Here is a 14,442-nt window from a genome sequence, read left to right as displayed (position 1 = left end):
TAAAATGCCTGAACTCATGATCCATCATCGCAGCTATGGTATAACGGGCATTTTATTCGATAAGGATGGAACCCTGCTGGACTTCATATCCATGTGGGGCGGCTGGAGCGGGCATATGATGGACAGCTTCAGAAGACGGCTTGCGGAGCAGGGCCTGGAGCTGCCGGCGATCGAGCCCTCCCTGTGGGGGACGATCCACAGGCCGGATGGCTCGATCAGCGGCTATGACCGGGGCGGCCCACTGGCCATGGGGACGATGCAGGAGCTGTTTGCCCTGCTGATCTGGCAGGGCTACCGCCTCGGCCTGTCATGGGCGAAGTCCAAGGAGTTGGTTGAATTATGCCGCTTGGATGCGGACGAGGAGCTGGAGCGGGTTCGTCCCGCCCGGCCGATCGCCGGGATTGTGGAATTTCTTGCGGCATGCCATGCGGAGGGTATCCCGCTTGGCGTGGTAACCGCCGATGAAACACAGGCGGCGGAGAAGCATCTGGATTGGCTGGGCATCCGGCAATACTTCGGCGCTGTAGTCGGCACGGATCAAGTGGAGCGGGGCAAGCCTTTCCCGGATATGATGGAGCTTGCCTGCCGCAAGCTATCCATTGACACCCGGGGAGCGGCGCTGATTGGCGACACGAACGGCGATATGCGGATGGGCCGGGCCGCAGGAGCAAGGCTCTGCATTGGGCTTGGCGAAGCCGGTTCCGAGAATGCGCGGGCTGACGATTTTCCCGATGCGGATATCATCATTGGCGATTATAGGGAGCTTCGGCCGGGGGGAGGAGCAGCATGAAGACGGAGAGCAGTATAGGCTGGCTGTTTCTTGCCCTGGCGATTGCTTTGGAGCTGTCAGGCACGATATCGATGAAAATGTCCGAAGGGTTCACCCGGCTGTGGCCTTCCGTGCTGATGTTCCTCTTCTACGGTGCGAGCTTTACGTTCCTGAATTATGCGCTGCATTACATGAATATGAGCGTTGCCTATGCGATTTGGTCCGGTATCGGCATCGTCCTGATTTCGCTTGCGGGCGTGAAGCTGTTCAATGAGCAGCTTCCGCTTTCCTCTATTATATGGATTATTGTAATTGTCATTGGTGTAATCGGATTAAATATCAGCTCCAAGGTTCATTAACGGCGGTAAATATACAGGGACATATTCGAAGTGAGCAGCTTATGCAATAAGATGCACACATGAAAAGCAGCTAATGCGAAAGATGCACATCCGCAAAGCAGCCTATTTGAAAAGGAGTGCGGGCATTCCAATGAGGCGAAACGATCATAACGAAGCGGGGAAGCCGCTGGTTACCTTCCAGGTCATAACAGACACTCATGTGACTGCAGATGCCGATCATGAACACAACCGGAATTTGGACAGAGCGCTGAAGGATATTATTGCCAATAGTATGGGCAGCAGCGGTATTATGCATGTCGGCGATCTGACGGATCACGGTTTTATAAAGGAATACGAGCAGCTGAACCAAATCATAGAAGCGAATAAAGAAGGGCTCCCCGCAATCCGGTTTGCGGCGGGCAATCACGATGTCGCTTTTGGCGAATGGGCTTCGAGGCTAGGGAATTACACCGCATACAGCGGTATGACGGGCGCCTATCATGATCACTGGATTGACGGGTATCATTTTATCTTTCTGGGGACGGAGCAGGGGCTGAAGGACTTCTGTCATCTGACGCAGGAGCAGCTGGAGTGGCTCGATATGAAGCTGGGCGAGGAAGCCTCCGCGGACCGGCCGGTATTTGTTTTCCTGCACCAGCCGCTTATGGACACGGTGGCAGGCTCTTTGCAGGCTCAGGGGTGGTACGGCGTTGTGCAGGACAGCGAGCTGAAGCAGGTGCTGGGCAAGCATCCGCAAGCGATTATGTTCAGCGGGCATACGCATTGGCAGCTGGAAGCCGGACATACGATGTTCGATGGCCGGGGGGCTGCGGCAACCATGTTTAATGCGGCCTCGGTCGCCTATCTCTGGACGGATGAGGACGAGCATCTTGCGGGCAGTCAAGGCTATTACGTGGAAGTATTCGCAGATAAGGTGCTGGTGAAAGGCCGGGACTTCGCATCAGGCAGTTGGGTGGAATCCGCGCAATTCCAGGTGGATTATCCGGCTTCCCGGTGATGGCTTCGGCGGTTTGTCCCAAATCCGCCTGACGTTTCTCCATTGTTAGAAACACGAATCTCCATTATTATAGCTATAACGATAATGATAATCATTATCGAATATGGCTATGATGCTGGAGGAAAAGAACAGGCTATGAAGACGTGGCAGAAATTTTTTATGATGGCAGGCATAATGGCATTGATGGGGACATTGCTTGCGGCTTGCGGGTCAGGCAAGAATGAAACAGAAGGTTCAGCGGGGACAGCCAGCGTTCAGCCGGAAAAAGAGCAGCAAGCAAGTGCAGACACTGCCGAAGAACCGGCATCCCGCTCTTATACGGATTCCAAAGGCCATTCGGTCGAGATTCCGGTTCACCCCCAGCGGATTATTTACACCGGAGGCGAGCCCGGAGACCTGTTGGCATTGGGCGTTAAGCCCGTTGGCGCGGCGCTTGGCGTCATCAAAGATCAGGTTGCCTATCCGGAGCTTCTTGACGGTATTGGGGATGTGGGCGACCTGATGGGCAATCCCGAGAAAATAGCATCGCTTGAGCCGGATCTGATTCTCATGGATGCGGGGGGCAGTTATTACGAGGATGGCGATTACGATCTGCTGGCCAAAATTGCGCCGACAGTCGCTTATGACAGATTATCAACGAATGAACGGCTGACCGTGTTCGGCGAGATTCTCGGCAAGCAGCAGGAGGCCGAGGAGTGGATCAGTTCCTATAATGCTGAAGTCGGGAAGGTAACCAGCGCGATCGGGGTCAAGTCAGGCGAGACGGCGACCGTTCTCCTGCAGCTGGGCAAAGAACTATACGTCATGGGCAACAGCGGTTTTGCCGCGACGCTTTATGAGAATTTCAAGTTTCAGCCGTCGGCGAGGGTGAAATCGGATTTGATCGACAAGAATGAGCGTTTCGCCCAAATATCGGATGAGGTGATGGCTGATTTTATGGGTGATCGGCTGTATGTCCTGACCGATGAAGACGATGCGGCAAGAGCCAAGGCTGATTCCTTCGCCGCAAGCGCGTTATGGAAATCGATTCCCGCCGTCAAGAACGGACAAGTATTTTATGTCAGCACCAAATGGAATTTCGACGATCCCGAGACGAAGAAACGTCTATTGACAGAACTCCCTGTTATCATGAAAAAATGACTGGGATGGTCTACTGCACACCCGGTGAGAAAAGAGGCTTTCAACAATACGTTGATAAGCTTCTTTTTTTTGATTACAATAAAAAGGATTATATTGATAATCATTCTCATTTATCTGCATATGCTGGGGGGAAAGCTGTTGAACACGCATAATCCGCAGGACTCCGTGCTTCACTCGCTGCTTTTTTCCATCGAAGCCATTAACAAGCTCAGCGGGTTGCCGGCAGGAGAGACGAAGAAAATCCAAATAGCTTCTACTCATTCGATCCTCGCGATTACCTGTGGGGAAGGGATGATAACGATAGACGGCGAATCGCTTCCTTACCGGCAGGGAACCGGCTTCTTCATGAAGCCGGGCAGCGGCGCGGCATGGATCAGCAGTGTAAGCGGAGCAACCAGTGGCTATCAAATCACATTCAGTATCTATCGTATCGGGGAGGGCAGGCCGGTCCAGTTCCATGAACTACTTCCATATGGCGAACCCGTTGCGGCAGCTCCCTTCTCCAGGCTTCACGATTATCTGGAGCGGATGATGAATCAGGAAGATGTGCAGCCGGGCAGTGCTGACTTGAACCGTTTCAAACAGCAGATTGCCCTTCAGGAGCTGCTTGTATTTCTGCTCGAAAGCCGCCGCTCCAACCCTGACCGATTGGACAAGGAAGCGGCCGTTCAGCAGACGGTTGCCTATATGGTGGAGAATTACCGGGAGGACCTCACAGTAGAGAAGCTGGCTCGTTCAGCAGGATTGAAGCGCTGGCAGTATACCTCCATATTTCAGACGCTGACGGGGCGCAAGCCGCTTGATTATTTGACGGAGCTGCGGATGAAGCGGGCCAAGGAGCTGCTGCTGCTCTCCAATGATCCGCTGAGGGAAATTGCCCGCAGCAGCGGCTTCAAGGATGAATACTACTTCAACCGGCGTTTCCGCCAAACGATGGGATTCCCGCCGAAGCAGTATGCGCGTGCATATAATCATGGCGTCAGAAGAGAAGACTGGCGCGGCCGGGAAATCGAAATTCCTCTCCACCCCGCACGGGTAGTCGCCATCGGCTATGCGCTCGGGGAGATGATTGCCCTGGGCATCAAGCCGCTGGGCGCGGATCTGACCGTTATCGGACGGCAGGTAGTCTATCGGAACAAGCTGGGCAGCATTTCGGATGTGGGCACTGTGGGAGATCCCAAACGCATTCGCGAGCTTCAGCCTGATCTGATTCTGCACAGCAGCGATCTGAATGAATCGCTTGAAATTTTCTCGGATATTGCGCCGACGGTGAGTATCCGCAGGAGTGAAAACTTATTTGACCGGCTGCGGCTGACGGCGGAATTATTCGGGAAGAAGCGGCAGGCGGAGAATTGGATTGCCCGATACGAGAGCAAAGAAAACGACTTTTGGAGGAATTACGATTCAGGCAGAACGGTCAGGGAAACGGCAGCCGTTATTTTGCAGCTGCAGGAGCAGCTTTTTGTAATGGGGAACCGCGGAATCGCGTTAACGCTTTATCACCCGTTGACATTCAGACCGGCCAAAGAAGTGGAAACTATGATCGGGGACGGGATTCCCTTTCTCGCGATAGCGGCTGCGGATCTGCCGGCTTACGCCGGGGATCGGATATTTCTTCTGATCGGCGAAGACGGGCTGTCGCAGAGCGAGGCACGCAAGCTGACTGGCAGCAGGCTCTGGCAGGAGCTGCCTGCCGTCCAAGCCGCCCGGTACCATGTGACGGATGCCAAATGGAATTTCGATGATCCGATTACAAGGGACATGCTGCTGGCCATGCTCCCGCAGCTTTTGAGCCAACCTTCGTAAGAGGTTGGTTGAATAGAAAAATTGCGCCTGGAGAAAAAGCGGGGAATGTGATCGGATCGTTGATAGATGCCGGCCAACGGACATTATACCCAACCTGGGATGTGCGCATGTAAAGGAGTGAATTTGTGTGTAAATATGCAAAAAATACTCTTTCGCCCATAAGGGGAAAGAGTATTTTTTTAACTTTACAGCATATATAAGTTTCACCTTTATAATTGCCATTAAGGGTAAGCGAAGAAACTGGCTTTGCCGACGGAGGAAGGCTAGAGCCGGCTCTTCCGACCTTTTAGAACATATATATTTCGCTTCTATAAGCCAGATACGTAAGGTGTATCTTCCTGAACTGACAGCACTTGATTAGTCTCATTCTTCGCTTCAGCCAAGCTTCTTACAGCTCTTAAAGCCCCGGCGGAACTTCCAGTCCAAGCCCCTCTGCAACGCGTCTTCCGTATTCCGGATCCGCTTTGTAGAAGTGGCCGATCTGGCGGAGCTTGATCTCGTCCTTCTCAACGGGAGCCATGGCGCCGACGATGTTCTTGATGAGGCGTGCCCGTTCCTCTTCGCTCAGCAGGCGGTACAGGTCTCCCGGCTGCGTATAATGATCATGCTCATTATAAGCGACGCTTGCCGCGAGGCCGGATACGGGGTACGCGGCTTGCTTGCTTTCCGGGGACTCTGCAGGTCCGCCATAGCTGTTGGGCTCATAGTAGACGGAGCCTCCGCCATTGCTGTCAAACCGCATTTGGCCGTCACGCTGGTAGTTGTTCACCTCATTGCGCGGCCGATTGATCGGCAGCGCCTGATGGTTGGCGCCTACACGATAACGATGCGCATCCGCATAAGCGAACAAGCGGCCCTGAAGCATTTTGTCAGGCGAAACATCGATGCCCGGCACGAGCGTGCCCGGCGAGAAGGTAGCCTGCTCCACCTCGGCAAAATAATTATCCGGATTCCGGTCGAGAACCATCCGCCCGACTTCTATGAGCGGATAATCCTTTTGCGACCATACCTTCGTCACGTCGAAGGGGTCGAAGCGGTACGTATCCGCATCTTCAAGCGGCATAATCTGCACGAATAATTTCCATGCCGGGAAATCCCCGTTCTTAATGGCGTTAAACAAATCCTCGGTATGATGATCGGGATTTTCTCCCGCTATTTGGGTGCCGACCTCCTCGGTCAGATTGCGGATGCCCTGCTCCGTCTTGAAATGGTATTTCACCCAAACGGCGTTTCCCTCCTGATTCACCCATTTGAAGGTGTGGCTGGAGAAGCCGTGCATATGACGGTAGGTGGCGGGAATGCCGCGGTCCGACATCAGAATCGTGACCTGGTGCAGCGATTCCGGGGAGAGGGACCAGAAATCCCATACCGCGTTCGGATTTTTCAGATGTGTGGCAGGGTGGCGCTTTTGCGTATGGATAAAGTCCGGGAACTTGATGGCGTCGCGAATGAAGAAAACCGGTGTATTATTGCCGACCAGATCATAATTGCCGTCTTCGGTATAAAATTTCAGGGCAAAGCCGCGCGGATCCCGCACGGAATCGGCAGAGCCGTTCTCGCCGGCAACGGTAGAGAACCGGGCGAACATGGGGGTGCGTTTTCCCACCTGGGACAGAAAGCTTGCTTTCGTATATTTCGAAACATCCGCTGTAACCTCGAAGTAACCGTGCGCACCTGCGCCTTTGGCATGAACGACCCGCTCCGGAACGCGCTCTCTGTTGAAATGAGCCAGCTTCTCGAGCAGGTGGACATCCTGGATCAGAGTCGGTCCGCGGGAGCCTGCCGTAATGGAGTTCTGATTATCTCCAACCGGAGCGCCCCAGCTTGTGGTAAGCTTATTTTTATCTGTGGTCATCGTTCAATCACCTCTTCTGTTTGATTATGTTTTTAACTATAAATTATATGATAATAATTATCAATATAAAACTAATATTAAATTATAATAAATATAATTAAAAATTTGGAATTAGGGATTTACAACACAAAAAGACTGGGAGCACAACTGAAAATGTGCCGCCCAGTCTTTTTTTCATGTGTAATTGCGTTGACCCTTAGGGTGCTTGGTTTACAGGTTGTTCACCTGGTTTGGGCCAAGATGGCAATACCCCGTCCTGTTTTTAGAAATATAGGTTTAGACTGGAATTATTTTGACGGGGTTCTGGGCATTCGGCGATGAAAGCCGGAAAACCAGGAAAAACCTTGCTGCAGCGCAGATCGGGGCCGCTCGAGGCCCAATAGTCAGCTCCAACAAGGTAAAATCGGTTTACACGCTCGCCAGCACCGGCATCCGGCGCTGTAAACCGGAAAAACCTTGCTGCAGCGTAGATGGGTCCGTTCGAGGCCCAAAAGTCATCCCCAGCAAGGAAAAATCGGTTTACAAGCGCCACAGCACCTGTATCCGGCGCTGTAAACCGAAAAAACCTTGCTGCAGCGCAGATGTGGGCCGCTCGAGGCCCGAAATTCATCCCCAGCAAGGAAAAATCGGCTTACATGCTCGCCAGCACCGGTATCCGGCGCTGTAAACCGGATAAACCTTGCTGCAGCGCAGATGCGGGCCGCTTGAGGCCCAACAGTCAGCTCCATGAGTGTCCATTTTTCTCAAATTTCTCCTTGTCGCCATACTTTCACCATGTTCGCACACGCTGTAATAAGCGAAGATAAGACACATCAGAGAGAGCGCGGGGCGCTGAACTTGAAGCATGAGAACATTGGAGGATCAAGCAAATCATGAATAGGAATTATAGCTTTCACGGAAACAATCATCACGAAATGGAGCTTGCGCACGGCAAGCTTCATGTCTATGCCAATGAAGAGATTTTTCAATCTTTCCATTCGAATATGTATGAGATGGCGGATAATAATCTGCGCATCCCGCGCAATCAATATATGAGCTATACGCCGGATGCGCATATTGGCGTTGGAACATGCATTGGAACAACGGCGGTATGGAATATGAGAGATGGCTGCGTTTCCCCTTCCATTGTCGGGGATGACATCGGCTGCGGCATGCGCGTCCATACGACGCAGCTGCGCAAGCAGGATATTCAGGATAAAGCGGTCCGCCGCGACTTGATTGCCGCTATCGAGAAATATGTGCCCACCAATGAACGCACCAACACGAATTATGCGGATATCGAAATTATGAACGTGGTCCGCAACGGTCTGAAGGGGCTGCCGGCCCGATATATTCCCGATGCGCAGTGGTTGACGCATGTGGAGGAGTCCACCTTTTCATACGATCATGCTTATCTGGAGCAGCTTCCCCCGAAAATCCGCAGAAACGCCCACGGGCAGCTGGGTTCTCTTGGCGGAGGCAACCATTTCATAGAAATTCAGGTCCTGGAAATTAGCGGGTCCCAAAAGCACCTTGCTGCCCAGTGGGGGTTGTTCGACGGACAGGTGGTTGTGATGATCCATTCCGGCTCCCGGGCCTGGGGTGCGATGCTTGGACGGGAATACAACCGGATTCTCAAGCAGGCGATGCATTTGTGGGGAGTCAGCAATCCCGATCCGAATCTGATCTATGCGCCGATCGCAAGCCAAGAAGGGCAAACCTATTTGAACCTGATGTACTCCGCTCTGAACTTTGCTGTCAGCAACCGGCATATGATTGCTTTCGGCGTACAGGAGGGTTTCCGGGAGGTGTTCGGGTCGGGCCTGCAGATGCCCGTTCTCTATGATCTGATGCATAATTATGCGCTGCAGGAATTTCACCGCAACCAGCCCATGCTTGTCCACCGCAAAGGGGCGACCCGGGCGCTGCCGCCGAAGCATTTTATGAATGCGCCGGCCTACAAGGCTACGGGCCATCCCGCCCTTATCCCGGGCTCCATGGGAACCTCCTCCTATATCATGGTGGGAAAAGAGGAAGGCCTGAAGAACTTCTACTCCATCTGCCACGGCGCAGGGCGGGCAAGATCGCGGAAGGCGACGAAGGAGCTGGTCACGGTCGATCAATTCCAGCAGTCCCTGAAGGTAGGGACAGAGGAAGAGATTCTGGTCAACCATCCATCCCTGCAGACGATTCTGGACGAATGCCCGCAAGCCTACAAGGATGTGGATCAAATCATCGACAGCATCGTCGGGGCATCCCTTGCCGAGGTGGTCGCCGTATGCAAGCCGATGGCGGCTATCAAAGGCATTTGACTTTAGATGCAGCTAACAGCATCAATCATCAGCGCTATTAAAGATAATATCAATAATAGATTGGATTCGTGAAATGGGCGGCGTACCTTGGCTGGGATGTCTCATTCATCCCGCAGTGCCTGCACATGCTATGTGCTTGTATGCTGTACGACCGTACCGGCGCGGATCCCACCATCTGTAGGGGTTCGAATCCCCTATCGTCCCCAACTGGGCGATTAAGCTCAAGTGGTAGAGCACTCGACTGAGGATCGAGAACTGCAAATCTGAAGCTTTTACCAAGGAGGAAGTCTCATGGCGGGCATTCGTGCCCTGTCGCTGCGGCAGCGGCTATGCAATGGGGCGGATACCGAACCAGCGGCCATTCTCTAGGTCCCGGCTGTCAGGACAGGGTGCGGGGAGCAGGCGGAACCATCGCAAGTAAACGGCAGTTTGACAAGACACCGAACCCGAGGAGGGCGCTGTTCTCAAGCCCGATTCCGTCTAAGCTGCAGGAGGCTTCCCAAGCGTAAAGGCAACAAACGAAAAAAGAGGTGCAAACAAACATGTTGAAAAAAGTGATCATAAAAGCGGATGAGCGGGGATTGCTGTTTCGCAAAGGCAGCTATGCCAAACATCTTCAGCCCGGTACATACCGGACATCCGTCTTTTCCGACGATACCATAACGATTATGAATGTGGCGAAGCCATTTGATGTGGCAGGCAAGGAGCTGCAGCTGTTTTTGCAGGATAGCCAGCTTGTTGAGGAATTGGCGGTCGTGGATGTGGCGGATCATGAATACGCGCTGCATTACGCGGACGGCAAGTTCATATCTATCCTGAAACCAGGCGTATACGCCTACTGGAAGGCATGGAAGAAACACAGCTTTACGCATGTGGATACTGGAAAGCCGGAAATAACGGGCGAGGTGGATGCCGCCATTCTGCCCAGGCTGAACGGGTATGTGCAGACGATTGAAGTTGCGAGCTACGAATCAGCGCTGCTTTACTTCAACAATGTCCTGCAGCGGGAGCTGCATCCAGGCAAATATTATTTCTGGCGCGGCCCCGTTGCCGTTACGGCGAAGCCGGCAGATCTGCGGCAGCAGCAGTTGGATATGACCGGGCAGGAGATGCTGACGGAGGATAAGGTGACGCTGCGGCTTAATTTTGTTTGCCAATACCGGATCGTGGATCCGCTGAAAATCATGGCCATCAAGTCCTTCGATGACCAGATTTATATTGTGCTGCAGCTCATTCTGCGTGAATACGTCGGCACGCTGAAGCTGGATGAGCTGCTCCGGATGAAGCAGGAAATTGCCGCATTCGTGCTTGCCCGCCTGAACGAGAAAAGCGGCCAGTACGGCGTGCAGTTTATCTCGGCCGGTGTGAAGGATATCATATTGCCCGGCGAGATCCGGGATATCATGAACACGGTTCTGCTTGCGGAGAAGAAGGCGCAGGCCATGATTATCACCCGCCGGGAAGAGACCGCGTCGACCCGCAGCCTCTTGAATACGGCGAAGCTCATGGATGAGAACCACACGCTCTACCGTCTGAAGGAGCTTGAATTTCTGGAAAAGATCTGCGAGAAGGTCGGAACGATCTCGCTGACAGGAGGAGGCAATCTGCTCGAACAGCTCAACGCGCTGGCGAACGCCGCCCAGCGCCACTCCTCGAGCCGTTTGGCCGACTCTTCGCCCCGGGGCGAATCGTAATGAGCGTGATGACAGCGGAGGCGAGCGCCGTCGATGCGATAATGGTAAAAAGCAGTACCATCGACCGGTCCATCAGTAGTGCGCTTGCCGGCGGTCCTGCCGCAACCCCGATAAACCGCATGCTGCTGTACAAAGAGGTCACTGTACCTCTTTGTTCCTTTTCTATGCCTTCCGTGATCAGGGCATCCAGGCTTGGCAGCGCAGCGCCGATTCCGGTCGAGGAGACACCCAGCATAGCGACCATCCACCACGTATGACTCCACTGCAGCCATCCGAGTATATACAGACTTGCGGCCGCAACAACCAATCCGGTGAAGCACGACCATTTCATAACAACTTTATTCTCGCCGATCCATTTGCCGCTCAGATACGAAGTCAGGCAAAGGCAGGCGAGCGGAACAGCGAGCACCAGCCCTTTGATGATTGAATTCAGCCCCCGGTCCTCCAGGGTCTCCGACAAATAAAACAGGCTGCCAAAGATGACAAACATGCAGATGCCGCCAATCGCGAAGATGCCGTACAGCCATTTGCCCTTCGACCGCAGCAGGGAGCCGGTGGTTTTCAGGAAGGTCCTCAGGCCGGTGTCGGCTGTTTCCCGCTCTTTGGAAGGGGATTTGACCAGAAGAAGGACCAGCACGAATGAAATCATACTGAATAATGGAATCGCGAAAAAGGGAATATACCATGCCCAAATCGCCAGTGATGCGCCCAGAATAGGGCTAAGCACCTTGCCGAAGGTATTGGAGGTCTCCACCACACCCAGCCCGCTGCTGACATCTTCTTTCTTCTTGAACAGATCTCCGACCAGCGGAATGACAACCGGAAAACATCCTGCAGAACCGAGTCCCTGGACCAGACGAGCCACGATGATCAGCCCGTAGGGGTGATTGGCCCACAATGCCGCGAGGCCAGCTCCCACGCCGGCAGCCGAGACCAGAATAAGGCCGGGAAGAATAACCGCTTTGCGGCTGAACCGGTCTGATAAATAGCCTGCCAGCGGAATGAACAGAATGGCCACCGCCGCGTAGACAGTGATGATCAGACTGGCCCGGAATGCACTGATGCCCAAAGCCTTCTGCATAGCGGGAAGAATGGGAATGAGCATGGAGTTGGCCAGTGTCATGGTTAAGGGAATTGAAGCTATCGAGAGCAAATCCCATTTCTTTTTCGCTTCCATGCCGGCTGATTCTCCTTATATAAAGTTTATCGGTTTAGACGGAATTAGGGCTTCCGGTGCTTGTATTCGGCGCGCTGATACTCAAACAAGCTTAACCATATTGGTACAGGATTATGCAAAACAGGGCGGTGCTCTGACGATAGCTGAATTCAGGCGACGCTATATGCGGCCGGTACAGAAAGAATACGTTGACAAATGCTGGGTGACGGCATTATGATAGACAAAATTAATGAGAGGAGGCCGATGAATATGACCGCATACCAACCGTTTTATACAAATAGGCAAGGGAAGTCCATTCACGGCCCTCTGACGGGCTCTGTGGGCATTAAAGAAGATTTTACGCGTATGAACGGTGAAGCTTAGATAATGAAGCTGCTTGTGAAGCTGTGGACCCTGGCAAGACGGTCCGCAGCTTTTTTACGTTAGTCGTATTCTATTATGCGGGCAGCGGAGTCTGGCTGGCCGATCAAGTCCCTGCCGGCTGCTGCAGCCGCAAGGAAAATTAGCTCGAATTGCGGTATTCAAAGACAAGGTGAAAGGGATGCTTCTCTCCCGCAGCCTTGTCTTTTCCTTCTGCGCGTATTTAAATAGGAGTAGCAATTACGCTTCAATTGGAATCGAGATCGTGTTTGGAGAGACGATGAATACAGGATAGACATGAATACAGGATGGAGGAACAAAATATGCGCAAGCTGGTCTTTTTTATCGGGGGCGCCGGGGCGGGGAAAACAACGGTGGCCAAAGCTTTGGCGGCCAGGCGGCATGCACCCTTATTCGATATGGATACGTTGTCGAGGCCGGCGTCCGAGGCGATTATGAGGCTTTCCGGCCTTGACCCGAACGACCGCGATTCCCCTGTTTACAAGACGCTCTGCCGCGATCTGGGGTACAGAATCACGATGGACGCCGCGCTGGAGAATGTGGATCTGGGCAGCGACGCTTATGTGATCGGACCCTTCACCAAGGAGACCGAAGATCCGCTGTGGCTGGAGCGGGAGCTTGCCGGCATTGGAGCGGCGCTTCAGGATGTGGAGGTCAAGGTCATCTTCGTTGAGCTGCAGAATGAGGAGCTCTATCGCCAGCGGATCCAGCGCAGAGGCTCCATTCTGGATGCCTGGAAGCTTGCGAACTGGAGCGCGTTCAGCCAGTCTCTTGCTCCCCGCCATACCCGCTGGAGGCTGCCAGCTTCGTCCGTGCTTCATTATGACAATTCCGCATCATTGGATCATGAGAGACTGTCGCTAATTGAGCAGTTCGTCTATGGCGGCAACACCGACCTTATTGAAATAAACCCATGAGCCAGGGAGCTGCGCATAAGGTAATGAAGGCGGTGCAAATCATCGCAATTCCGGCCACCGAGCCGGATACCGCACCGTACTCCAATGCTTTGCTGATTCCGGCCGCGTGGGCACCGGTACCAAGCAGCAGTCCCCGGGCAATGGGATGCCTTATGCGGAGCCATTTGACAAGCAGCGGCCCCATAATCATTCCCACAAGTCCCGTAATGACCGTAGCGGCAGCCGTAATGGCGGGGACCCCTCCGATCATCGAGGACACCGAGACGGCAATCGGAGTCGTTGCCGAGCGCGGCGCGAGGCTGCTGGCGATTTCATCAGACAGTCCGAACAAATGGGCGAGCCCCGCAGAAGTCACAATCGCAGCAAGAGCGCCGCATCCGACACTGGCGAGGATGACCGCGGCGTTCTTTTTTAATAGATCAACATTCTTGTAGAGGATGACGGCAAGCGCAATCGCAGCAGGCTCCACCATATCGGAGAGAAGGCCCGCGCCTTGATCATAGTCCGCATAGGTGACGCCGCTTAAGCAGATAACCGCGATGACGATAATCGGCGTAATGAGCAGCGGCGTCAGATACGTTTTGTTGAACGTACGGTAGAACCGTTTCGCTGCCCAATAGATGGCAATCGTGCAGCCAAGCCAGAATAATGCCTCCATCAGCTCATCCCCTCCCTCTTTTGCCTCCCGGATATCCATTGACCGATCAGTCCGCTGAACAGCATAACGGCAATTGTGCTCGCGGCGATCGTAAGCATGATGACGAAGCCGCTGTGCACGATCAGACTTGTATAATTCATAATCCCCACCGTGGCCGGAATGAAGAACAGCAGCATCTCTGCAAGCAGCCACCTGGAGCCCCGTTCAATCCAGTTCAGGCGGACGAGCTTCAGCTTGAGCAGAGCGAGTGTGAGCAGGATGCCCGCAATGCTGCCAGGGACAGGAAGATTTAGCCATTCCACGAGATGATCCGCGATTTGAGCCATTAATATGAAGAACAGGATCTGCAGAATCAGGTTAAATAATGATTTCATGGCCTTCTCTCTCCTTCGTTTGTA

At 53.4% G+C, this 14,442-nt stretch carries 12 protein-coding genes; 8 read left to right on the top strand and 4 right to left on the bottom strand.

Annotated features, from left to right (window positions below):
• Nucleotides 1–4: 4 nt before the first annotated feature.
• From ACFOLF_RS13685 to ACFOLF_RS13665, 5 genes are all read left to right on the top strand, one after another.
• Nucleotides 5–790, top strand: a complete 786-nt coding sequence (locus ACFOLF_RS13685; RefSeq protein WP_210044675.1) for an HAD family hydrolase — start codon at nucleotides 5–7, stop codon at nucleotides 788–790.
• Complete coding sequence (locus ACFOLF_RS13680) at nucleotides 787–1,128, top strand: DMT family transporter (protein ID WP_379114647.1); 342 nt, start codon at nucleotides 787–789, stop codon at nucleotides 1,126–1,128. The genes ACFOLF_RS13685 and ACFOLF_RS13680 overlap by 4 nt, the downstream gene beginning before the upstream one ends.
• A 130-nt stretch (nucleotides 1,129–1,258) precedes the next feature.
• Entirely contained in the window at nucleotides 1,259–2,125 is an 867-nt protein-coding gene (locus tag ACFOLF_RS13675; RefSeq protein WP_210044674.1) for a metallophosphoesterase family protein, read from the top strand.
• Between the two features lie 135 nt (nucleotides 2,126–2,260).
• Complete coding sequence (locus ACFOLF_RS13670; protein ID WP_210044673.1) at nucleotides 2,261–3,265, top strand: ABC transporter substrate-binding protein; 1,005 nt, start codon at nucleotides 2,261–2,263, stop codon at nucleotides 3,263–3,265.
• A gap of 138 nt (nucleotides 3,266–3,403) precedes the next feature.
• The gene (locus tag ACFOLF_RS13665) at nucleotides 3,404–5,071 is read left to right on the top strand and encodes a helix-turn-helix domain-containing protein (protein WP_210044672.1); all 1,668 of its coding nucleotides are present in this window, start codon (nucleotides 3,404–3,406) and stop codon (nucleotides 5,069–5,071) included.
• A 397-nt stretch (nucleotides 5,072–5,468) separates the two neighbouring features.
• Here ACFOLF_RS13665 and katA read toward each other — a convergent pair whose 3' ends face one another.
• A complete protein-coding gene (gene katA / locus ACFOLF_RS13660; protein ID WP_210044671.1) occupies nucleotides 5,469–6,926 on the bottom strand; it encodes a catalase KatA in 1,458 nt (485 codons plus the stop codon).
• 872 nt (nucleotides 6,927–7,798) lie between these two features.
• Here katA and ACFOLF_RS13655 point away from each other — a divergent pair.
• Together ACFOLF_RS13655 and ACFOLF_RS13650 are read left to right on the top strand one after the other, a co-directional pair.
• Nucleotides 7,799–9,217: an RtcB family protein gene (locus tag ACFOLF_RS13655; RefSeq protein ID WP_210044670.1), complete on the top strand. Its 1,419-nt coding sequence runs from the start codon at nucleotides 7,799–7,801 to the stop codon at nucleotides 9,215–9,217.
• A 542-nt stretch (nucleotides 9,218–9,759) separates the two neighbouring features.
• Complete coding sequence (locus ACFOLF_RS13650; RefSeq protein ID WP_210044669.1) at nucleotides 9,760–10,911, top strand: slipin family protein; 1,152 nt, start codon at nucleotides 9,760–9,762, stop codon at nucleotides 10,909–10,911.
• Here ACFOLF_RS13650 and ACFOLF_RS13645 read toward each other — a convergent pair.
• The gene (locus tag ACFOLF_RS13645; protein ID WP_210044668.1) at nucleotides 10,835–12,088 is read right to left on the bottom strand and encodes an MFS transporter; all 1,254 of its coding nucleotides are present in this window, start codon (nucleotides 12,086–12,088) and stop codon (nucleotides 10,835–10,837) included. The two genes, ACFOLF_RS13650 and ACFOLF_RS13645, sit on opposite strands and share 77 nt — an antisense overlap.
• A 683-nt stretch (nucleotides 12,089–12,771) precedes the next feature.
• Between ACFOLF_RS13645 and ACFOLF_RS13640 the strand changes: the two genes are divergently transcribed.
• Nucleotides 12,772–13,386 (top strand): AAA family ATPase, encoded by a 615-nt coding sequence (locus ACFOLF_RS13640; RefSeq protein WP_210044667.1) that lies wholly within the window; start codon nucleotides 12,772–12,774, stop codon nucleotides 13,384–13,386.
• Here the strand turns inward: ACFOLF_RS13640 and ACFOLF_RS13635 are convergent.
• On the bottom strand, nucleotides 13,367–14,044 hold the full coding sequence (locus ACFOLF_RS13635; protein WP_210044666.1) for an LrgB family protein: 678 nt from the start codon (nucleotides 14,042–14,044) through the stop codon (nucleotides 13,367–13,369). The two genes, ACFOLF_RS13640 and ACFOLF_RS13635, sit on opposite strands and share 20 nt — an antisense overlap.
• Nucleotides 14,044–14,418, bottom strand: coding sequence for a CidA/LrgA family protein (locus ACFOLF_RS13630; protein WP_210044665.1), 375 nt, complete (start codon nucleotides 14,416–14,418; stop codon nucleotides 14,044–14,046). Before ACFOLF_RS13630 ends, ACFOLF_RS13635 begins: the two co-directional genes overlap by 1 nt.
• Between the last annotated feature and the right edge of the window lie 24 nt (nucleotides 14,419–14,442).

The sequence above is a fragment of the Paenibacillus sepulcri genome (assembly GCF_042647105.1).
In the GTDB taxonomy this organism is placed as follows: Bacteria; Bacillota; Bacilli; order Paenibacillales; family Paenibacillaceae; genus Paenibacillus_Z; species Paenibacillus_Z sepulcri.
The sequence above is the reverse complement of the archived record's forward strand: the minus strand, read 5'-3'. Positions and strand labels throughout refer to the sequence as shown.